Source organism: Aquimarina sp. MAR_2010_214 (assembly GCF_002846555.1).
GTDB lineage: Bacteria > Bacteroidota > Bacteroidia > Flavobacteriales > Flavobacteriaceae > Aquimarina.
Map to the genome: position 1 here is coordinate 4,644,574 of NZ_PJMS01000001.1, position 23,950 is coordinate 4,668,523.

Here is a 23,950-nt window from a genome sequence, read left to right on the forward strand (position 1 = left end):
TACGCCAGATAACATTTTATTAATTCTCAGCATTACATGCTGTTTTTTTATTTTCGGCCTTCATTAGAATGACAATTCATTCGAAACCAATGCTATACATTGGAGTATTTTTAGAACTCATCAGTTACACATCCCTCTGATGCAGAGGATACTGTATGCGCATATTTGTACAATACTCCTTTATTAAATTTTAATGCTGGTTGTACCCAAGAAGCTCTTCTTTTTTCAATTTCAGCAGTATCAATAGCCACTGTGATTGAGTTTGTCTCTGCATCAATAGTAATGATATCTCCATCTTTTACTAAAGCGATCAGGCCTCCTTCTTGTGCTTCGGGGGTAATATGTCCAACAACAAAACCATGCGTTCCTCCCGAAAATCTTCCATCTGTAATTAAGGCTACATCTTTACCCAAACCAGCTCCCATAATCGCAGCGGTAGGCTTCAACATTTCTGGCATTCCCGGTCCTCCTTTTGGACCTTCGTATCGTATGACGACCACATCGCCTTTTTCTACTTTTCCATCTCTGATTCCATCATTAGCATCATATTCTCCATCAAAAACTTTGGCTTTTCCTTGAAACCGCAATCCTTCTTTACCTGTAATTTTTGCAACACATCCATCTTCAGCGAGATTACCAAACATGATTCTAAGGTGTCCTGTTGGTTTAATTGGATTCTCTATTGGCTTGATAACATCCTGCCCTTCTGCAAGATCAGGAACATCTAATAAGTTTTCTGCAATTGTTTTTCCGGTAACGGTTAAGCAATCTCCATGTAGTAAACCTTTCTTTAAAAGATATTTTAACACGGCTGGAATTCCTCCAACTTCATGCACATCTTCCATAAGGTATTTCCCACTTGGCTTAAGATCTGCCAAAAACGGAGTTTCATCACTAATTCTCTGAAAATCTGCTAATGTAAAATCTACATCAGCAGCCCTGGCAATTGCCAAGAAGTGCAACACTGCATTCGTAGAACCACCAAGTATGGTTACTAAGCGTATTGCATTTTCGAGTGATTTCCTGGTTACTATATCTTTGGGTTTGATATCTTTTTCTAGTAGTATTCGCATGGCACGACCAGCCTGGATACTTTCTTCTTCTTTATTTTTACTTATTGCAGGATTCGAAGAATTATACGGTAAAGACATTCCTAACGCTTCAATTGCAGAGGCCATTGTATTTGCGGTATACATGCCTCCACAAGCTCCTGCGCCCGGGCATGCTTTCTCTATAACACTTTTGTACTCTGTTTGTGTTATTGTTCCTGCTACTTTTTCTCCCCAGGCTTCAAAAGCAGAAACTACATCCAGTTTTTTACCTTCATGACGTCCAGATGCTATGGTTCCTCCGTAAACTAAAATCGAAGGGCGGTCTAATCTTAGCATTGCCATTAATGCACCCGGCATATTTTTATCACAGCCAACAACGGTTACCATTCCATCATAAGACATTGCCTGTACTACCGTCTCCATAGAATCTGCAATTACATCACGAGATGGTAATGAAAAACGCATTCCTGGTGTTCCCATAGAGATCCCATCACTTACTCCGATAGTATTAAATATAAGTCCAACGACATCCTCTTCTAGAGTTCCTTGCTTTACCAATTTAGCAAGATCATTAAGGTGCATGTTACAAGGGTTCCCTTCATAACCTGTACTGGCAATTCCAACCAGTGGTTTATTAAAATCTTCATCAGTTAAACCAATTGCATGAAGCATGGCTTGTGCGGCTGGTTGTGTGTCATCTTGAGTGACTTGTTTACTATATTTATTGATGCTCATTTCGTTATTTAAATGTCAGTTTTTACGAATTATTTAAAATTTTAACTTTTATATTGTGATATCTGTATCAGATTAAATAAACCACAGTATAAAATTATTTTGTTACAGCTAAACACATATACATTATTCAATACCCTTACAATATCCAATAGTAGATTTACGAGCATTATTACCTGATTTACAATAACTTATATTTTGAAAATTTACAATCACTATTTGATAATTTTATTTGAGTATTCATTATATATATAAAAAAACTCCCTTCATTTTCTGAAGGGAGTCTGTATTTATTTTTATACAATAATGTCCCTTCATCATGGTGAAATAATCACAATAATGACAATGACATCACTAATTATATTGCTAAATATTCTCATTTCTACTTTTTAGAATTAATTTTAGATTCTAATCTTAATACCTTTTATACAAAAAAAAATCCCTTTACTCAAGTAAAGGGATTTTAATATCATATATAGTATTAATATATCCCTTATCGAAGTGAAATAATCACTTCAATACTAATGACTGTATTAATATTTATGTTTCTAGTATTCATTTATGTGTTCAAATATAGGAAAATATTTTTGTGAAATACAAATACTAAATTATTTTTTTATAATGAACTCTTCTTGCTTTTTTTGATTCAACCTAAAAAAGATGGCTATCTTCAAAGCATTTTTAGAAAAAATCAAAAAATCTATTTGTGAAGATTTAGTTTAAAAACAAGACCCTTCATCAACAATTAAAGGCCTTATTTTTTCAAATCCCGAGTTTTGACTACTTAGGATTTAGCTTTATACTAAAACTTAATAAGCCTTAAGGTTTCTGTATGTTTATTAGCTTGTATTTTTACAAAATAATTTCCAGATGATTTTATTTTATCTCCTAATAGTATTGTACCTGGATTTTTGCTATACTCTTCATTGATCAATTCTTTTCCTAATAAATTATATACGGTTATTGTAAATGTATCGCTTTCTAATCTTGATACATCTATGGTAACGGTTTCTTCAAATGGATTAGGGTATATACTAACCCTATTTTCTGAGGTTCTCTCTTTTTGCCTAGTTGGTCTTTTTGTAAGTAAACCTTGATCTGCTGTAGTATTATATGCATAATCTTTAATAATGTATGACAATCCATCATTAGCTACTGTAGCATAAAACCATCCATAATGTGTGTTTCCTCCTATTTTAAATGTAAATCCTATATAACCAGATTTACCTCTCCAATCTGTGTACGAAGATGAACTTACCATAAAACTATTAGAATTGGCTACAAAATTACTAGCTGCACCAACCTCTACTCCTTCTTCAATAAACGTAGCGTTACTAGTTGTTCCTTCACAAACAACATTTTTTCCATAATTCACTAATCGAAGTGAATTATTAGTGAACCACGCTCCAAAACCATTATCATCACCAACTTCTATTCTAAAGAAATTCCAGGTACTTGAAGAGTTTGTTGTTTCATCACTCATATCCACATAAACCACAGTTCCATTAGTAGCACAAGGACTGCAAGATCCTCCGCAGTCTACACCTGTCTCGTTTCCATTTTGTATACCATCTGTGCATGTAGGGCTTGTAGACCCTCCTACTGTTACAGTATAATCTTCAACCTCTCCAAGATAAGTATCAGTACCGCAAGGTGTTATTTTTGCTTCAGACCCATATCCTGCTCGTACTCTCATACGTAATGAAGTCCCAGAAACTGCACTTGCCGGTGGAGTAATAGTACTTGTATATGGACCTGCAGCAAATCGAGAGTATACCTTTTCGCCCGAATCGGTAAAATCTCCATTATTATTCCAGTCAATCCATACGCCTACCGCATTATATGTCCAGGTATTATTATTCATGGTTATCGTTAATGCAGTTGCTTGCCCGTTAGTAAGATTTGTAGACTGATTTGTAAAATCATTATATGCAGCATTTGTGGAACTATTATTTATAGATCCTAAGCTAACATTGGTAATGTGTAAGGTAGCATTTTGAGTGGTCGAAGCTGCACAGTAGGTTACATTTGTATTACAAGGGTTACAATCAGGCCCACCACAATCTACACCAGTTTCATTACCATTCTGAATGCCATCGTTGCATGTTGGGTCTACTGTACAAGGGTCACAATCAGGCCCACCACAATCAACTCCGGTTTCATTACCGTTCTGAATACCATCATTACAGGTTGGATTGGAACTTCCACCTTTAATAAATAGAAAATAATCTTCTACTTCATCACCATTAGTTCTTGCTGTTCCACAAGGCTCAGGGGCAGTATGTATTTTATAACGTACTCTTAATCTGGTCGCGCCACTTTTTGCGGTATGAGGAACTACAACAGTTGTTGTTACACCACCGGCACCATTGGTTGTTAATAAAACTTCTTCACCTGCATCTTCAAAATCTCCATCTTTATTCCAATCAATCCAAGCTCCAAAATAATTAGGATCCCAGAAATCGATTCCTGGATTAATGGTTAAAGCAACAGACTCGCCTTTAGTAATGTTGGTTCCCAGGTTCGTAAAATCAGAATACGCACCATTTTCACTTTTATTATTGATAGCACCAAAGATAACTTCGTCTATATAATTATTCCCTTGATAACCCGCAGCACAATAATTTGTAGGCATAGGATCCAAATTTCCATTGGTAATACTAAAATTAGCATTTGTAATATCAAAAAAGATATTATTCGTACCTCTTACCATAATTCTATTTACACCTCCTTCATTGTCTGGTATTATAATTTGTTGAGAACCATCGTTAGGTACCGCAGAAGCCAATGTTATTGGGTATGTGTTTCCACCATCTGTAGATAATAAAATATCTACTGTAGCTGCATTTACCCCATTTCCTGTGGTTCCTGCTACATTCCAGGTTACTGTTTGCGTAGAACCTACTGGCGCATCAAATCTAGTGTTTTGAGAAGTGATCATAAAAGGACCGGCATTTCCACTTACCGTAATAACTGCATCCTTAGAATCGGTATTACCTCCTCCCGGATGATTATCTCTTACGGTAAATCTAAAATTCATCATTCTGGAAACAGAAGGTGTTACCTCCCATTCTGAAGAAGCATTTCCAGCCTTTATGGTAGAAAGGTCAGGCATATATCTCTTTGGAGATGTTGTAGGTGGTTGATAACGGAATAAAGGACCGTTAGTTGACGTTGCACGAGGAGGCATAGGAGCTATTTCCTTATCCATTTGGTTCCAGCTATACGTTAGTTGATCGGCTGAATTAGCATCAGTAGCAGACCCTTCTAATATAAATGGAGTAGATCTTGGAATCGTATAATTACCTCCTACACTAGCTGCTGGCGCACTATTACCTATTGATTTTGTTGTACCGCAACCTGCTGTACTTACAATATGATTCCACATTTCATCTATTTGTTTCGCATGAAAAAATAGATATTGCGTATTTGCTGTATTAGGAGCACAACCTGTATATGCCATGATCGTATTACCCCCTCCTGGTTCAACGGCACCTTCGTCCAAACGATTACCTCCACATGAGTTGTTAAACGAATGGTTAGCACCGAATTGATGACCTATTTCATGAACGAATGTGACAAAGAAATAATCATTGACAGATGTGAAAGGATGTGCACCAGTAGCTCCTTCAGCTTTTTTACTATCAACACATACAGCTCTTAAAGCTCCACGTCCAGTCCCATCTGAATCCAAAACATGACCAATATCATAGTTAGCGTTACCAATTTTAGCATCAAGAATAGCTTGAACCTCATTTACTGATGCTGAAGTATTACCATGCGTAAAACCGTCAGTTACTGGGTCAAGAAAAATGGAATTGTCCATATTAGGTACTAACTCAAACGTAGTTCCAAGATCTCGTTCGTAAATCGCATTCACTCTTGTTATGAGTACATTCAACTCGGCAAGTACTGCGGCTTTCCTTTGTTGAGTTGAACCATTTGTAACGTTTGCCTTATCAGTATAAATTTTAGACAACTCTCCCGTTACTGCTATAGCCATTCGGTAGACTCTAACACGACCATCATTAGCATCTTTTCTTGCTTTGTTTGATTTTTCAGCTTGCTTTGTACTTTTTTCTAAAAAAGGTCTGACTGCGTGATCAATTGCTTGACAGTTAATTGATGCTGATCCCTCCGTTTTTGAAGTAACCACATACGTTTTACTATTACTAGTAGAAGGTTTGATATTCGTTATTGTAGCATCAGGCTTCATAATCATAGCCCTAAAGTTATTATACCCCAAACTAAAATGGACTACTCCACCTTCTCCACTAACAGATGTAGCGACATAAGATTTAATGTCTGGAAACTTCTTAGCTAAATCCGGATGTAAAACACTTGATTCCTTTACGCGGTATTCTTTAAATTCTCCACGTTCGGTAGGAAGTGTGATAATGACATTTGATTGGCCAAATGAATTGAATCTTTGAGGACAATGAGATAAAACTTCCTTCAATTTTTCAACACTAAGGTGGTAAGTGTTTTGGTTTGAAATCTTCTTAGTTGAAGAAATGTTTTTGTTTTCAATAGGGCTACTATTTTTTTTCCAAAAATTTTTGGTTTGTGAAAATCCAAATTGGAAAACAAATAAGCCTACAAATAAGACAAGTTGATTTTTCATGATTTAATTTTTAATAGTTAATGAAGTTGTTGATAAATGGGAATCAACACCTTTTGCAGAAGCAAGCAATGAATTGGAAAACTCATTGTAACTTTTAGCAACAATACTTTCGTTGAATAGCGCACATACTGTCATTCTTTTTTTGAATACATCCTAAGGTGTATTCTTTACTAGTGATTTTTGTATATTCATAACTTAAGTTTAATGGTGATTAAAAAAATTGAAGAATTTACACACCCCCTCTTGATTTGATTTCAGAGGGATTGTATTAGATTAAAACCACTCGTTATGTTCTACACCTTACTGCTAAGGTCAAAAATAAATAGTCTATTTCAATTAAAGATTATTCGACTATAACTCTTACCGAATTTGTTCGTTTTCCTAACTTAACAGTTACCAAATACAATCCTGCACTTAATTGATTTGCATTAAACTGAACAGTTTTGGTTTGCTCTGCTGCTTTGCCGGGGTTCTGTTTTTTAATAAGGTTTGTTTTTGAAGTATTTTTTCAAATTCTTTAGCTTTTTCAAAAGCCTCCGGGTTATCTTCGTAGTATTCTTGCTGAGTTTCCTCGAATGAGCAACTCTTTTCTTTTTGGTGTTGACCCATAATTGGCCAAATTATCAACCCCATTAGGATCGATAAAAACGTGTTTGTAGTTTTCATTAGATAGTTAAGTTTTGTGTTAGTGCACAAAATTAACTCTATTCTAAGTCCCTGAAATATACTATACTAGCAACACTTAATACTATTTTACCCAGAGTATCATTTTTATAATAATTTAACACTTAAAACATGATAACAACCAATAAAAATCATGATTTAAAACATATTTACTATTTAAAATGTTAATTTATTTGACAATTACCGAAAAAACAACGAGCAATACTCAGGAAGGCAGATTATTTTCTTACAAAAACCCTTACATTGAAATCAGGTATACACTAGGATGGGTTTAACTTGCTATTTTGAATGCGCTTTACAAGTACATGACAAAAATTCACACAATATAGAGATGAGTTGATATGTCATTCCGTTGAATAACGGAATCCACATTATTAATAGCACTATGCCAAAATGGATTCCAGCCTACATTGGAATGACAAAAAAATAACGAACACACATATAATTCACTAAAAACAAACAACTTATACTGTGGTATAGATTTTTCATAATGTAATTAGATACACTTTGCAGGCTTTTCAAAACAAAGACACCCTCTTCTCCACAAATGGATCCCACTCTATAGTGGGATTGGTTCAGCCAACCATTTTGAATGTGCTTTACACCCTTTTCAAAACAGGGTTTCACTCAATCTTGAAAAGCTTATTTTTCATACAATAAATCACTAAGCCTACTCTAGTTTTTACTTCTAACTTTTTAAACACCGTTTCTCTATAATTCTCTATTGTTTTAGGGCTTAACCCCATTTCTCCAGCGATACCTCTATAGGTAAGTTCTGAGCATGCAAATTTTAAAAATACTCGTTCTTTATCTGTTAATTTCTCCTGTAGGTTTTTACTACCTCCAGCTTCTTCAGAATTACGTAGTGCTGTTTCAATCTTACCCGAATAATAGAACCCTTGTTCTATGACCATCTTCATAGCAAACTCAAAATTTTCGGGATGTATATCTTTCAGTAAATATCCTTTGGCTCCTGCTCTAAGCATTCTAATAATGGTTTCTTCATCATCTTCCATTGTTAATGCCAGTACTTTTTGATCTGGTCGATTTTCTTTAAGCCATTGCATCGTTTGCACACCATCCATCACAGGCATTTTTACATCCAAAAGAATAAGATCTGGTGTCTTTCTTTTATGTAAGTAGTATTGAGTGAGCTCTTTTCCATTTTTTAGAATTGCTAAAACCTCATACTTCTCAAGTTTAGATATTAAACTTTCTAGTGATTGTGCAAATAAAAGATGATCATCGACAATAACTATAGTCTTTTTCTTCATCTGTTTTTTTTTATTGTTTATTAATTTCAGATAGAATTCGCCATACTTATATTTTGGATGGTTAATATCGGTTAAGAACAGCTCGCTTTATCTGGATTATTTGTGTACTTATATTATTTAATTACCTATTTTTCAAACATTTAATGCTTACATTAAAGAATTATTCGTTTTAATGCAAATTTATAAAGTACATAACAAAAAACAGTATATTTTAGAAATAAGTTGGCTTGTCATTACATTGAAGAACAGAATCCACTATTTAGAGTACTATCTAAAATGAATCCAATCCTGTTATCCTAAGGGATGACAGGTTGCACGGACGACAAAAACAATAAAGAAAACAGATATACTTAAAACAATAATTTAAATCAATATTCGCTTTTTGCCTTTTCCAGAAGTAAATGTATTAAATCAATCTTTAAGTTATATAGGATATGATAAGGTAAGTAAAACTCCTTTTCCTGGTGAAGATTTATAATCTAGTTTTGCATTTACCAAAGATGCACGGCTTTTCATGTTTAATAAACCAGAATTTGCCTGAACTGATTTTGGATCAAAACCAACACCATCATCCTGAACTCTAATATTAAGCGCTTCTGAAGTATACTCTAAGGCTACTTCCAGGTTTGAAGCTTCTGCATGTTTTATGGTATTAGAGAAAAATTCCTGAATGATACGATATAGGATAATCTCATCTTTAGGATCAACATATACTTCTTCTCCTTTTACCGTTAGTGAAGGCGTTAAAAAATTGAGTTTTTCAAAACGCTTAAGTTCCACATTAATAGACTTTTCTAATCCTACATTTTGAATCACCTCATGATTTAAGGTTTTGGATAAGGTTCGTATTTCTTGTAGACTGTCCCCTACTAATTTCCTAACATCTTGCAGTGATTCTGATGTTTTATCATCTATAGTAGCCCCCATGATATTTATTTGCATCACCGCAGTCGATAGCAATTGCCCGATATTATCATGCAGCTCCCAACTTACATTTTTAAGTGCCTGTTCCTTGATCTCTATACGAGACTTAAAGATCTCATCCTCAAAACGCTGTTCTGCTTTTAGTTTATCAAGAAGTAGTTTGTTTTTTCGGCGTTGAAAAGCCACAAAAAATATAATACCAAATACTATAAAAAATAAAATAATAATGGTAAAATAAATAATTAATAAGATTTGTTCTTTCGCGAGCATAAAACAAGGCCAATAGTAAAGCAAGTATACATAAAAATAATAGCGCTATATAATATTATTTGACGAATTTCTACAAAATAAGAACTAATTGAATTCTTGTAGTAGCTTGAATATATAAAAAGAGGAGTAACACATAAATGAAATACCGAAGCCCCTATCGCAACATAAAAGACTAAATCTTTGCTAAATTCTAGAATTTTTTCACTTCTTAGCATTTCAAAAAAATAAAAAAATACGCTTATTAATATTATGAAAGTACCTATAATCATTAGAAATGAAGTATGCACCACAAAAAAGACATCGGTAAATAAAAAATCTAAAACGGAAGAGACGAAAAACAAAATTGCCAGTATACCTAGAATTTTGCGAAATTTATCACTCTTCAAATAACCTCTAAAATACAACACAAAAAATAATATACTTATTACAGTATAAGTATTGTATAGCCATGCGTTTTTAGCCAAAAATGTGTCTTTCAAAAATGATAAATCCTCAAACTTAAGAATCAGTTTAGGTAAGTTCCCTACTATATCAACTATAAAACTTAAACATAAATAGTATACAAAATACCGTGTTAATATATCAACACGGTATTTTATTATGCAAATTACACCGACAAGTGCAGCAATAAATTCAGCAACCTGAAAGCTTATCTCAAGAAATTTCATTAATAAATAATTGGAGGATTTCCACTATTACCATGGTTATAAGGCTCAATATCATAATTATTAGGTGCACCATCACCGCCTTTACCCATTTCTCCTGCGGGTGCTCCTGTTGGTGATAAAAAGACAGTTGAATACCCCTTCTTGTTTTTACATTTAGACTCAGGATAAGCGCCAAAATAAATTCGAATCCCTGGATTATCGATCCCTTGTTTTCTAGATTTCTTCTTTACATATTTAAGATATTTTTGTAATTCCTCAACACTCCAATGAAATTCTCGAGTATCTTCAAATCCAATACACTTATCAATTTCTGGTGTTCTGGTGCAGCACCATACATGTTGAAGCTCTTTTGCTTCTTCTGGAGTTATACATTTTTCCGGTCTCTTTTTCTTTCTTTTAGGTAAACCTTTTCCCATAACGTTATATTATTTTTAGATTAAATTAGGTTAGATTGATGCTAATATATCCAAAAAACATACAGCAAAGCAAATACACCCTACCATACATTCAAAAATCACACAACACTCAAACAGCATCAAACTCCTGTCTACCAATAAATTAAAGCACTTAAAAAAAATTCAAGAAATATTGCAAGGGGTATTTACCCCCTGCTCCAAATAGGGTGTTTTCCCCCTGTTAGTACAACTCATTGTATATTTTTTCATTTTTTGATCCAAAATTAGTCAATTCGAGAAAGTAGATAAATTTTTATCCATTGAAAGGAAACAACGTAAGATAACCCGAAACCTTCATGTCTGGTCGAGTGATTTTTCGCAATATCCTCTCGACTACGCTCGAGATGACATGGAAAAAATTGCACTTCGACAAGCTCAGCAGAGCTATCGAAACCCAATTGTAGTAATAAGCTTTATTGCATCTCGATACAATTTTATCAACCGCTATTGCTATTGATAAAATCACTCGATGAGACGTAAGGATATATAAAGTCAACAAATTAGAGAATACATCAACGGTAGTACTTCTTTCTAACCCTTTCCTAAGTTTACCAAAAGACTCTGGGTGACAGACGTTGTACAATTATCAAACATTTTTCTTTTTTCTCTGATACCAGAACACACCTATACAGAGTAATGTTAATGCTCCTAGTCCTATAACCCAATACAACATTGTACTATCTTTAAAAGAAATCGGGGACGGATCTCCAACCAAATAGAACCCACCCCAATAAAAGGGATCTGTTCGATTAATATTTGCTGTATTGAGGTATTGTAGCTTAGCTTGCTGTAATGCTTTGGCTTTATGCATTCCCGCTTTGAGGTTCTTATAAAATAATTTCATTAGCTCAGGGGTGGTTTGATCCGATATTTCCCAACTACTCAATAACAAACTTTTGGTTCCAGCATACTGAAAAGCATTACCTAGACTCATAATCCCCTCTCCCTTGGCTATTTTTCCTGATCCGGTATTACAGGCACTAAGCACAGTGAGCTCTGCAGGGATATTCATTGCAAACAATTCATGACTATACAGATAACTATCTTCTATAGTATCGTTACCTTTGGTAAATAAAAGCTTAGAATTTTCGGGATGTTCATTATCTACATCACCATGCAATGCCAAATGCAGGATATTATATTGACCGGCTTTTTTCTTAAAATTAGCCTCTATCGCTTGTGATCCGAAATAATATTGCCCGTCGATAATATCTGAGATGGCTTTGATCTCTTTACGGGTTCCCGGCAAATCATAATTAGCAGCTCTTAGTGCAGCCAGACTCATTGTTTTTGCACCTGCAATCTCACCATCAGAAAAAGAAAACGCAAGGCACTCTTGCCGTTTTTTAGATTGTAAACCACTTTGAAAAGGAGCAAATAACAGATTTGCAGAACTGGCATAACTTATAGCATATTCTTTAAGAAGGTATGACAATACCTTAGGATCGTATGATACATCATCTCGAATCAATAATAATTCAAAATTAAGATGCCATAACGAACCATCAGGAACGATAATAAGTTGACCTCCCTTAATCTGATCTTTTATAGGGTTAATTAATTGATTGTACAACTTATAAGAAATCGTCTTAAAAAATATTGTATTTTTAGTAACAATAGCAGCCCTCAAATCTTCAATATTCTTGTTGAGATCTGGTGTGTGTAGTGTGGTTACTTGTATCACTTTTTTAGAAATCGTAAATGCATAGGTACTACTATCCGATACAAAAAACTCCAACAGTGTCGTATTCTCATTTAATTCCCCCTGGATACCAGCAACAGATATGATCTTGTTTTGATGTTTTAACTGGTAGTATTTCGGATAGTTTTTTTCTATAACCTGTGTTAGCGAATCTTGTTTTCTATCAAGATCAAATAGTTTATTTTCATAGGTTATGATTTTAGCTGTATCCTGAACCTCTTTGGATCGTTCTTTAATAACCTCTGAAATACAGAAAGAGCGTTCTGATTTTAGATGCTGTTCCTGATCGAGGATTGTTTTTGGCAAGCCCAAAAAACTCTTTACATTAGATTCTGCAAGTAACTCTTTTAAGGTATTGGCTTTACTTTTTTCTGCATAATAAAAAGCTTGTTGCAACGACTCTTGCTTTTGATTAATTTGATGAAGTAGCAATTGCACTTGTATAGCTCCTGCATATATTTTCTGAGCTTGCTTCGCAAAAGTGAGCTTATCCTGATAGGTATGCAATGATTCTCGTATATCCTGCATTAAATTATCTGCTTTTTGATAGACAACTATACTTTCCTTAAGGTCACTTGGATTATTATTAACATTAAATCGCTCTTGCAATACTCTGGCTTTACCATAAAAAGTGTTTAGCAGAATATTTAGATCCATATAACCTACTGAATTCAAACCACCTGCACCGCCACTTTTTTTATCAAGATTGGTGTTGGCAGCAATAGCTTTTTCATAATACTGTATTGCTTTTTTGTGTTTTTTCGTTTGATGATACACCTCTGCGATCTGGTTATACGATTTTGCTGTTCTGGGATGATGATCACCATCGGTACGAAGTCTTATGGTTATGCTTTTTTGTAGATACTCCAGAGCCATATCATATTTCTCTTGCTCTGTATAAAGGTTTGCAATTGTATTATAAATATCACTTACATAATAATTCATTTCTCCAAACAAACTTATCTGAATTCTTAAGGTTTTCAGATAATACATCAAAGCAATATCATATTCTTTTTTTAAAACATAAAGATCTCCCATATCAAAGTAGGAATGCGAAGTATCAGAATGGTATTCTCCTTGAGTATTTATTCGTATTGTTAGTGCTTTTTGATAGTAACTTAATGCTAACCCATATTCTTCCTTAGCTTTATAAGTGTTTGCTATATTATTATATGCACGTGCAACAGCTGAATGATTTCTCCCTAAAGAATGAATAAAATTAATAACTGCTTTTTTATAATACAACAAAGCCTTTTCATACTCTCCTCTATATTGATACACACTACCAATATTATTATAATCAGCTCCAAGATAAGAGTGCTGTCTTGGATATACTTTCAATTCAATTGTTAAAGATTTTTGATAGTATTCTAATGATTGATTGTACTTTCCTTTTTTAAAATTTATGTTACCTATCTCGGTATATATATTTGTTAGTCTAGCACGCGTTTTTCCTAATTTCTGAACAAGAATAGTTAAGGCTTTATTATCATACAACAAGGCTGCATCATGTTTTCCCAAAAGCCGATACACAGTCCCAAGGCTTTCATAACATAATGCAACATTAAGATGGGTCCTTCCAAAAACATCTACCATGATTGCTAACGCCTTTTCCTGATACTCTAACGCATCATCATATCTATCGAAACGATCTAAAATATTCCCTATATGATTATAACAGAATGCTACTTCGGGGCTATTAGCTCCAAAAACAGGAGCTCTTATTTCTAAAGCTTTTTGGTAATTCTCTAAAGCTAGATTGTATTTTCCCAAATGGTAATAGGTCGTTCCTATATCTATATAACTATCCGCTATTTTTTGGTGTTTGTTACCAAAAGTATTTATTCTAATCGACAAGGCTTTTTCGTACTGTTCCATGGCCTGATCATATTGTGCTAATACATGATGAATGGTGCCAATATTATGATAACAGTCGGCCACATGATGATCTTTATCTCCATAAGCATTCAACTGAATTGTTAAAGCTTTTTGATAATACTCCATCGCCTCTTCGTATTGATCCTGTTCCTTAAGAATATACCCAATACTATTGTAAGATTTGGCGACATCAGAGTGGTGATCGCCATACATTTTTAATCTAATATCTAATGCTTTTTTAGCATACACCATCGCTTGATCAAAATTGTAATTGGCCTTGTAGGCTTCAGCAATTTTATCGTAGCAATCTACCACTCGTTGTTGAGCATTTGATTGCCTATATACCGTTAATGCTTTCTTGAAATATACCAATGCACTATCCTGCTTTCTATCGGCTAACAACTCTTCTCCTTTCGAGAAATATTGAGAAGCAATGATGGTATCTTGTGTGGATTGTCCCTGGATAGCATAACAAGAGATCAAACAAAGAATCAGGAATACAATTTTGACAGGAAATAGAAATTTTAAGGGGCTCATAAGGGTATTCATGTTCAAGTCATTACAAAACAGAATTATATATAACATAATTCACGTCAGTCAAAGTGATTTTCGATAGAAATTTGTATTTCGACAAGCTTGTCCTGAGTTTACCGAAGGGCTCAACAGAACTATCAAAAAACCTAATTTCGATACAATTTTTCTCCGTGTCACTATGAAAAATCACTCAATTTGACGGTTTTTTGAAATTAAACTCTTACATCGAATCCAGATTACAAAGATCGCAAAAATGTTGTTTATGATAAACATCTATTCTAAACATTAAATCAACGAGTGTTAATAATTGTTCTTTGATAGATAATCGTGAAGTTGTAAATTCCGAACTAAGTCAGGAATCCATTTTGAAGTCCTGCTTTTCAATTTGATTTTACAACTACATCAAAATATCTTCTTTTTCTTTTTTTCATTGCCAACCCTTCGACTCAGCTCAGGGTGACTAAACAAAAAACGCTAGTCCTAAGAAAGTTCAACTAAAAATATCGTTATCTTCACAAAATTAAATGAAACATTTCTGCTAACCTTACCTTTATTAACTATCAATATCATATAGCACCATTTTAACCATTTCGATTCTGAAAAATTTAATTTTACGTTCCATTCACTTCATTTTTTACGTTGAATTTTCTTAGGACATCAAAAAAACATGGAGGAAAAATTTAGACTGAAATAACAATTATACTTCAACAGGCCTGCCCAGAGTTTATCGAAGAGCTCAAACAATACCTTTTAACTAACCCAAAAGATATTTGAGTGTCACATTAAGCTTGTCGAAATGCAATTAAAACTGCCAATTTTGTTGGTCTTCGACAGGCTTGTCCTTAGTTTACCGAAGGGCTCAGGGCAAGTATTAACTCAAAACTCAATTAGCTTAAAAGCACATTTTTCTTTCATTCGTTTTTGTGCAATGTGGTTGATTGCAGTTTCGGTTAATTGTAAAATTCGTGGGTATCCTCCCGTAGTTTGACAATCTCTCATTAACACAATTAAATTTCCTGATGGAGTTAATTGTATTGTACCTGGTAAAACAGGTGATGTTATAATCGAAGGCAAAGTGTTTGATATCTTCTCTTCTAACTGAATTGCCATTCTATTTATAGTGTTAGAAATTGTGAAAATAGATTCTAATACTTTAGATTTTTGCTCCTCATTTAACATATCAAATTCGGGTCCTTTATACACCTCTAATGCATTTGAATTTTCTAAAAATAAAGGTGGAGAAATTGTAGAAAAATGACCTTTATAATTAGCGCTACTTTGGTATGGAATTTTGTCATTCTTACCCAATCGAAATTGAGGTGTAATTGATTTATAAAAAGACCTACTACGCAACACTTCTTTTGAAAGGAATCCATTTTTAATTCCTACATATCCATACATTCCTTTCTTACAAGAATTTAATTTAAGAATATCATTTTTTAGGACTTTAATCTCACGGTACATTTCTATTTTTTGATCATTCAAAAAAGCATCGGTTTCGCCACCGGTCAAAACAATGGTTGTTGCTTCACTGAATTTTAAAACAGGAGGCTGGATCGTCCATTCGATGCACGCATCATTTTTAGCATTACCCAATATTAAATTTGCAAATCCAAATGCCACTTGATCCATTGCTCCACTTTTTGGAACTCCATATTTTGAAAAACCAAAACGCCCCTCATCCTGAATTGTAGTAAAAAGTCCAGGCTTAACTATTTCTACATCTGCAATCATAAACAAACAAATTCTGGTATATAAGCACCCTCCAAAACTGAAGCACTTATATCGTTATATTTTTTTTCTTCTACCGATATAAACTGAATTTTATCTCCTGACGATATAAAACAACAATCTTCTATTTTGGGGTTAAAAAAATCCAGAGGACACATCCCAATTACATGCCATCCTCCTGGACTACTCATAGGATATATCCCTGTCTGATTTCCACCAATTGCCACGGCACCTTTTTTCACATGTAAAGAGGGTGTCATTTTTCTAGCATTATGCAATTGATCATCAAGACCACCCAAATACAAAAAGCCAGGTAAAAAGCCAATAAAATATGTAGTATACAATGGAGTAGTATGTAACCTAATTATTTCTTCTACAGTGAGAGATTTACTTTCTGCAAATGTTTTTAAATCCTGAGCGAGAGAAGTAGTGTAGCACACAGGGATTTTCCACAGTCTACTTTCAGGCCTTGTTTCATCAAACCCTTTAGAATATAATGATTTTAGCATCAAAACCTCACTATAGAAATCCTCTATAGTAGACACATAATAAATTAATAACGAGTTATATGCAGGAATTACCTCAATAATTGGTTTATTACAAGAAGAAAGTATGGATTTTTTAAAAGAAAGCAAGTTTTGAAGGATATTTTCTTCAATTTCTGAAGGCCATTCTATTAAAATTGCTCTTTCAGAATATCTTTTATATTGTAATTTATATTTCATGAGCTTCTCATTATAATAAATTTAAATTCGAAAACTCTGTATACAAATACTTTAAAATCTGAACAGATTTTGGGTTATCTCCATGCACACAAATCGTATCAAAAAAAATCGGAACCTCTACTCCTTTTTTAGTTTTTACTTTCCCTTCAGAAACCATTCTTTTTACATGATCAAAAATTTCTTTTGGATCTGTAAGCAAGGCTTCTTTTTCTTTTCTTGAAACCAATGTCAAATCATCATTATAATTTCTATCTGCAAAAGCTTCGTGTCTGACCTCAAAATCTCCTCCGGAAAGATACGATAATTTAGCATTTTTCAAAGTAACTATAGATAAACTTTTATCGATGTTTTTTACAGACTCAATAATTGCACGAGCAACTTCTTCATTTTTCACTGCTTCGTTATAAAGTGCCCCATGTGGTTTTACATGATGTAGTTTCCCTCCTGTTTTTTCGGTATAAGATTTTACCAATTGTATTTGTTCGGTTATTGTTTTTACTAAATCATCATATGTCATTTCAACTTTGGTTCTTCCAAAATTTTTGCGATCAGGGTATGATGGATGTGCGCCAATTTTCACATTATGCTTCAGTGCTAATTCAATCGTTCTTTGGATTACTTCAGCATCTCCTGCATGGCTTCCACATGCAATATTACACCAAGAGATATAGGGCATAATTTCGGTATCAAAACCTGCCTCTTCCCCCACATCTGCATTAAGAATAATTCTTTTCATATTCCTACATTTACTATTGTAAATTCTTACACACTTTCAATTACTTTCCAAATACCTCTAAATCCTAAAAAGCAAGTAATGACAAGAATGAAAAAACCAATCAGATTTTGTTTCCATGAATTGGTATATTTTCCTAATATTTTTTGTTGGTTCATTACCCATAAAAGGAAGATTGCTATCACTGGTAAAAGGAGTCCATTTGCGATCTGTGCAAATCGAATAATCACTATTGATTTTATACCCAGGGAAGAAAACAGAACTCCCAAAAAAAGGATAAACATCCATACCGCTCTAAAGGATTTACTTTTGAGTCCTTTTTGCCAACCCATACATCCTTTTACTACATAAGCTGCTGCAAGAGGTGCAGTAATTGCAGAAGTGATTCCGGCTGCAAATAACCCAATAGATAGTACATATTTTGCCATTGAACCAAAAACCGGTTCTAACCCTTTTGCCAGGTCGGCTGCATTATTCACTTCTGCTTCTTGTATAGCTGCTCCAGCAATAATAATTGCCATTGACACTAATCCACCCAGCACTATTGCAACTACAGTATCCTTTTTTGCTTCTGGAAGGTCTTCGGTAGATTTCCACTTTTCACTAACAATAGATGCATGTAGAAAGAGATTGTATGGCACTACTGTTGTCCCAATCAAACCAACAATGGTTAGTACATTATCACTAGAGAAGTTAGGAACAAACCCTCTAAAGATCATAGAAATGTCTGGTTTGGTCACTATTGCTGTTACTATAAAAGCTACACTCATTAACAAAACCAGCACGATTAGACTTCGTTCTAAGACCTTATAATTACCTATGTATAATAATATAAAAGCAATCACGCCAATCACAATACTCAAATAATTCTCTGAAATCCCAATTGATGATTCTAAGATTGTAGACAACCCGAGTACTCCCCCACTAATATTGCCGGCTTCGTATGCTGCATTTCCAATAAAAATTGCTGACAAGATTAATGTAATAAGAGCTCCTCTTACAATTTTGTTATCAAATTGAGATTTTAGCACTTCGCTTAATCCCTTTTGGGTGACTACACCTAATCTTGCTGCCATTTCCTGTAAAACAACACAAGCTACAATAGATAACACCAATGCCCATAGTAATGAAAACCCAAACTGTACTCCTGCCAATGTACATACAGTTACTGTACCTGGACCAATAAAAGCTGCAGTCACCCATGTTCCTGGGCCTATATTAAAAAATTTCTTCATTTATTTTGTATTAACATCAAGTGTATAGATAGCAAATGATCCTAACCAATGCCCTCCTTCATAACTATCCCCAACCAGGTTAGGCAAAGAATAGTTCACATGTGTATTTGCTACCGAAAAAAGATGTGCATACTCTTTATACTGTTTGGCAAGCCCATATAACACCCATGCTCTACTAAAATTAAGTCCATCTAAATGAACCAATTTTCCATCGGTACGATCAGACACTTCTCCTACATTAATGGTAAAGTTTTTGGCTTTAAGTTGAGGCATAAAAGTAGAAACCCAACTATCAAATTGTTCTTTGTTTAGTACTCTTCTCATTACATCCATTTCTTCAAAACAAGGAGAAAGAAAATCATAACCACTGGGCTCCCAACCAATAGGGCAACCTTGATCATTGGCATAAAATTCTCTTGCTCTGGTTTCGATAAGGTCTTTTAGTTTTTGATCCTCTAAGGTATTTGCATAATCCCAGGCAAAGGATAATCCGAATGCAGTATTTGTATGCTCTCCTACTCTAATTGGGTATTTTAGTTTTGGAAGAAAATCAATATACCGTTGCACGATGAGTGCTGTTAGAGGTTGTAGGTTTTGTTCTAATTCTCTTGCTAACGGGTCATCCCAGGTATGTAGTTCTTCGGCCAGTTTGAGCAACCAGGCCCAACCGTATGTTCTCTCGTATGATTTGTTATGTTTTCCTTCAAAATATTTGATTTCTTCTTCAATATTCTTCTTAGACATATTTTGAAGTAATTTGGTTTTCGCTTCTTCCTTTTTTTCCAGATCGGGAAATGTTTTTAATAATTTCACTAATGACCAATGCCCATGGACTGAAGAATGCCAGTCAAAACAACCATAGAAAGTAGGATGTAATACGTGAGGTTCTCCGATATTTTCTTTCCCTCCTAGCGTTTGTCCCAGTTTATTAGGGTATTCTACTTGCAAGCAAGCTAATGGTAATTCTACCAATGTATTGGCTTGCTCGAATGTGAGTTGTAAAGGTTGTTCTATCGGGTTCTCTTTTGGTTCTTCAGTTTTCACATCTTTAGAAGGTTGTTTTTGTGTATCAACATTGGTGTTACAACCTAACAGAACAAGTATAGAAATCAGAAAAAATATTCGGTACATAATCAATATTTATAAGGTTAAAGTATCTACTTTCTTAAAAATATCAATTTCCGGAATTATGCGTATGCGATTGTTGATAAGAACAGGAAATAGTTTATAAATTTATCAATACATTATAGTTAGAACGAGTATCTATAGATTTTACAGACCATACAGTACTATTATTTCTAACTATTCAGAAATAATAAGATCGTATGCATCCAGCATTTGTTTAATAGAAGCTTACCCTAAAAAGATGCTGGTATAGGGTTTCATCAACATCAATATAAGGCTCAAGTACTAACATATAAAAAACATAAAATCAGTTTTTACATTAAAAAAACAATAGGTAAAATTTATAAATCTTAAGCATACCTCGTTGCAAAAGACTTTGATTATACTATATTTCAATCATTTTTATATATGTTTACTCCACATTTTAGCAATATAATTTAAATGAAAAAAAACAACCTTTTATCCTTAACTGTTTGCTTACTTTTTTGTTTTAATTCTTTCTCTTTTGATAAGAGTACAAAAAAACTAAATAAGGCTTTGTATGAGTTTTTTTTAAACCTGGAATTGACAAAAAGAAATAATGAAATATTAGGAATCTATGATTACATACCAAATTTAAAATCAAGAAAAAAAATTGAAACTATAGTGTTTGATGCCTGTCTCAATGGTAGTTTTCGAGAAAAGGTGTTATTTAATTATCAAAATAATATTTTATCGAAAATAGAATATAGAATAAAAAGAAGTGACGTTGATGATTATATAAATTTTAATTATAAATTGAGTTATATAGAAGAGAAGCTAAGTGGTGTGTATATTAAAAATAGGTTATTATATAAATTTAACTACAATTCTTTAGGCTCTTTAAAAGAAGTAAAGTATTTCTTAAAAAACAATATTGTTAAAGTCTACAATATAAAATATGATTATGAAAGATCAAAAATCAAATTTAGTTTAGATGTTATTAAAAACCTGAATGTTTACTTTGACATCAACAAATCTAAAGACTTTTTAATTTGGGATAAAAATCACAATTTAAAAAAGTTTTCATTTGATATTTTTAGTTATGAGGATATTGAATATTCTAATTTGAATGATATAAAAAGTATTAAATATTCCACAATTTCAGATAAAAACAAACTATTTACATGGTCGTATATTAAGTTTGATGAAAGAAAAAATTGGACACAAAGAGAGTCAAAGGAATATAGAGTTAATAGAATAATTAATTATAAATAAAATGAAAGTAAGTGTCTTAAAATTAGTTTGCGGTATTATTTTTTTCTTTTCGATATCAAATATCTTAGCTCAAGAAGAAGGATATAATGAAAAATATCAATTAAAAAAGATAAACAATGAATTGAAGAAACATTATAACAGTAAGGATACCAAAAAATATTTTTACGAACTAATGTTAATAAAAAACGATACATTAAGAGTTAAAAAATTTAGTCATTTACCTACTACCTATAATATACATGTATGGGATGAACTATATGTACCTATGAAAGAAATTGATATCAAGTCAATTAAATATAAAAAAGGTATTTTGATAAAAACTAAAGGTAATAAAAAGATTATTGGTGATTATTTAAATAAAAAATCTAGTGCAAAAAAGTACTATGGTTTTAAAGTTCATGTTTGGGGTACCAAAAATGAAGACAAAGAAGTAATGGAAATGATTAAAATATTATTCAAAAACCATTAATCGAATATTGTAAATTATCAGGTACATTTTAGCCATTATTTGGCACTAAGACACGAAGTGTCTTAGTGCCTTTGGAAAGGTAAAAAAGCTTTTACTAAGGATATGAGACTCATCTATTGTTCGTTAAGACACATAGTTTACACAAATTAAAGATTAGGCTATCAGGTATTAAAACACTTATTTTTTCATCCCAACCATCCATCACGATCCAGACTTCTATATTGTATTGCTTCAGAAATATGATAGCCCTGGATGGTTTCTGCGCCTTCAAGATCTGCAATAGTTCGGGATACTTTTAGAATTCGATCATATGCTCTAGCAGAAAGGTTTAGTCGTTCCATAGCGGTTTTTAGTAATTCTTTTGAAGCGGTATCCAAGGCACAATATTCCCGAATCTGTTTCACTCCCATCTGTGCATTGTAATGAATATTTTGTAACTCTGTGAATCTTTGAGTCTGTATATCTCGTGCTTTTATCACTCGTTTTCTTATTTCAACACTAGATTCTCCTCGCCTTTCTTCACTAAGCTTATCAAAAGGTACGGGGGTAACTTCTATATGAATATCTATTCTGTCTAATAATGGGCCTGAAATTTTACTAAGGTAACGCTGCATCTCTGCTGGGGAAGAGGTTACAGGTGCATTTGGGTCATTAAAATATCCTCCTGGGCTTGGGTTCATACTGGCAACCAACATAAAACTGGATGGGTATGTCACGGTAAATTTTGCTCTAGAGATCGTTACCTCTCTATCCTCAAGAGGCTGGCGCATTACTTCAAGCACTTCTCTTTTAAATTCTGGTAATTCATCTAAGAACAATACTCCGTTATGAGATAGTGAAATTTCTCCTGGTTGCGGGTAACTTCCACCACCTACCAATGCCACATTAGATATCGTATGATGTGGACTACGAAAGGGACGTTGCGCCATTAATCCCACATGATCTTTAATACGCCCTACTACACTATGTATTTTTGTTGTTTCGAGAGCTTCTTGTAATGACATCGGTGGTAAAATACTGGGTAATCTTTTACTCAACATGGTTTTACCACTTCCTGGCGGGCCTACTAATATGATATTATGTCCTCCTGCAGCAGCAATCTCCATACATCGTTTTATACTTTCTTGCCCTTTTACATCTGCAAAATCAAACTCAGGGTTATCCAATGCTGTATAAAACTCTTCTCGCGTGTCTACTATTGTTCGTTCTAGCTCTCCTTTTTCATCAAAATAATCGATTACTTCTTTGATATTTTCTACTCCGTACACTTCCAGATGGTCAACTATTGCTGCTTCTTTAGCATTTTGTTTTGGAAGTATAAACCCTTTAAATCCTTCTTCGCGTGCTTTGATTGCAATAGGCAAGGCTCCTTTAATGGGTTGCAGACTTCCATCCAAGGATAATTCCCCCATAATTAAATACTCTGAAATATCGTTTCCTTTGATTTGTGAACTTGCAGCAAGAATCCCTAGCGCTAGAGTAAGATCATAGGCTGACCCTTCTTTTCTTAAATCTGCAGGCGCCATATTAATTGTAATTTTTTTGCCTGGCAATTTATACCCATTATTCTGTAAAGCAGCTGCTATACGATAACTACTTTCTCGTATTGCATTGTCTGGTAACCCTACGAGATGATACCCTATCCCTTTATCAATATTCACCTCGACTGTAATGGATGTTGCTTCGACCCCAAAAACAGCACTCCCAAAAACTTTTGTTAGCATATGTTCTGTTTTATACACATGCAAACATAGGTAAGCCGAGTTTTAAAAAATGAAACTGAGATTTTGTATCAAAATACTTTAGATATATTTTTTAAGAAAAAACAACCTATTCATGATAAAAAAGTGAAAATTGAAAAGTAGGGCCTTTGCTTTATTAAGAGGTATGTTACTTATA

At 33.6% G+C, this 23,950-nt stretch carries 17 protein-coding genes; 2 read left to right on the top strand and 15 right to left on the bottom strand.

Going from position 1 to position 23,950, the window contains the following annotated elements:
* Positions 1–110: 110 nt before the first annotated feature.
* The 14 genes from ilvD to ATE84_RS19855 all read right to left on the bottom strand — a co-directional run bounded on the left by ilvD (position 111) and on the right by ATE84_RS19855 (position 20,352).
* The gene (gene ilvD / locus ATE84_RS19795; protein WP_101449611.1) at positions 111–1,787 is read right to left on the bottom strand and encodes a dihydroxy-acid dehydratase; all 1,677 of its coding nucleotides are present in this window, start codon (positions 1,785–1,787) and stop codon (positions 111–113) included.
* 799 nt (positions 1,788–2,586) lie between these two features.
* Positions 2,587–6,408 carry a GEVED domain-containing protein gene (locus ATE84_RS19800; protein WP_101449612.1) on the bottom strand — a complete coding sequence of 1,274 codons (3,822 nt, stop codon included), beginning with the start codon at positions 6,406–6,408 and terminating at the stop codon, positions 2,587–2,589.
* A gap of 343 nt (positions 6,409–6,751) precedes the next feature.
* The gene (locus tag ATE84_RS26820; RefSeq protein WP_369828568.1) at positions 6,752–6,814 is read right to left on the bottom strand and encodes a hypothetical protein; all 63 of its coding nucleotides are present in this window, start codon (positions 6,812–6,814) and stop codon (positions 6,752–6,754) included.
* An 8-nt stretch (positions 6,815–6,822) separates the two neighbouring features.
* Positions 6,823–7,074 (bottom strand): hypothetical protein, encoded by a 252-nt coding sequence (locus tag ATE84_RS19805; protein WP_143273674.1) that lies wholly within the window; start codon positions 7,072–7,074, stop codon positions 6,823–6,825.
* 641 nt (positions 7,075–7,715) lie between these two features.
* Positions 7,716–8,366: a response regulator transcription factor gene (locus tag ATE84_RS19810; protein WP_101449614.1), complete on the bottom strand. Its 651-nt coding sequence runs from the start codon at positions 8,364–8,366 to the stop codon at positions 7,716–7,718.
* A gap of 423 nt (positions 8,367–8,789) precedes the next feature.
* Entirely contained in the window at positions 8,790–9,560 is a 771-nt protein-coding gene (locus ATE84_RS19815; RefSeq protein ID WP_101449615.1) for a sensor histidine kinase, read from the bottom strand.
* Positions 9,533–10,228: a hypothetical protein gene (locus ATE84_RS19820; RefSeq protein ID WP_101449616.1), complete on the bottom strand. Its 696-nt coding sequence runs from the start codon at positions 10,226–10,228 to the stop codon at positions 9,533–9,535. The genes ATE84_RS19815 and ATE84_RS19820 overlap by 28 nt, the downstream gene beginning before the upstream one ends.
* Complete coding sequence (locus ATE84_RS19825; RefSeq protein WP_101449617.1) at positions 10,228–10,644, bottom strand: hypothetical protein; 417 nt, start codon at positions 10,642–10,644, stop codon at positions 10,228–10,230. The genes ATE84_RS19820 and ATE84_RS19825 overlap by 1 nt, the downstream gene beginning before the upstream one ends.
* A 625-nt stretch (positions 10,645–11,269) precedes the next feature.
* The gene (locus tag ATE84_RS19830; RefSeq protein WP_233195852.1) at positions 11,270–14,812 is read right to left on the bottom strand and encodes a CHAT domain-containing tetratricopeptide repeat protein; all 3,543 of its coding nucleotides are present in this window, start codon (positions 14,810–14,812) and stop codon (positions 11,270–11,272) included.
* Positions 14,813–15,673: 861 nt separating this feature from the next.
* Entirely contained in the window at positions 15,674–16,531 is an 858-nt protein-coding gene (locus ATE84_RS19835; RefSeq protein ID WP_101449619.1) for a biotin-dependent carboxyltransferase family protein, read from the bottom strand.
* Positions 16,528–17,253, bottom strand: coding sequence for a 5-oxoprolinase subunit PxpB (gene pxpB / locus ATE84_RS19840; RefSeq protein ID WP_101449620.1), 726 nt, complete (start codon positions 17,251–17,253; stop codon positions 16,528–16,530). The genes ATE84_RS19835 and pxpB overlap by 4 nt, the downstream gene beginning before the upstream one ends.
* A gap of 10 nt (positions 17,254–17,263) precedes the next feature.
* Complete coding sequence (gene pxpA, locus ATE84_RS19845) at positions 17,264–17,989, bottom strand: 5-oxoprolinase subunit PxpA (protein ID WP_101449621.1); 726 nt, start codon at positions 17,987–17,989, stop codon at positions 17,264–17,266.
* 26 nt (positions 17,990–18,015) lie between these two features.
* Positions 18,016–19,221 (bottom strand): Nramp family divalent metal transporter, encoded by a 1,206-nt coding sequence (locus tag ATE84_RS19850; protein ID WP_101449622.1) that lies wholly within the window; start codon positions 19,219–19,221, stop codon positions 18,016–18,018.
* The gene (locus ATE84_RS19855) at positions 19,222–20,352 is read right to left on the bottom strand and encodes a DUF2891 domain-containing protein (protein ID WP_101449623.1); all 1,131 of its coding nucleotides are present in this window, start codon (positions 20,350–20,352) and stop codon (positions 19,222–19,224) included.
* Between the two features lie 435 nt (positions 20,353–20,787).
* Between ATE84_RS19855 and ATE84_RS19860 the strand changes: the two genes are divergently transcribed.
* The gene (locus ATE84_RS19860) at positions 20,788–21,582 is read left to right on the top strand and encodes a hypothetical protein (RefSeq protein ID WP_101449624.1); all 795 of its coding nucleotides are present in this window, start codon (positions 20,788–20,790) and stop codon (positions 21,580–21,582) included.
* 1 nt (position 21,583) lies between these two features.
* On the top strand, positions 21,584–22,051 hold the full coding sequence (locus tag ATE84_RS19865; RefSeq protein WP_101449625.1) for a hypothetical protein: 468 nt from the start codon (positions 21,584–21,586) through the stop codon (positions 22,049–22,051).
* Between the two features lie 185 nt (positions 22,052–22,236).
* Here ATE84_RS19865 and ATE84_RS19870 read toward each other — a convergent pair whose 3' ends face one another.
* Positions 22,237–23,775, bottom strand: coding sequence for a YifB family Mg chelatase-like AAA ATPase (locus tag ATE84_RS19870; protein ID WP_101449626.1), 1,539 nt, complete (start codon positions 23,773–23,775; stop codon positions 22,237–22,239).
* Positions 23,776–23,950: the final 175 nt, after the last annotated feature.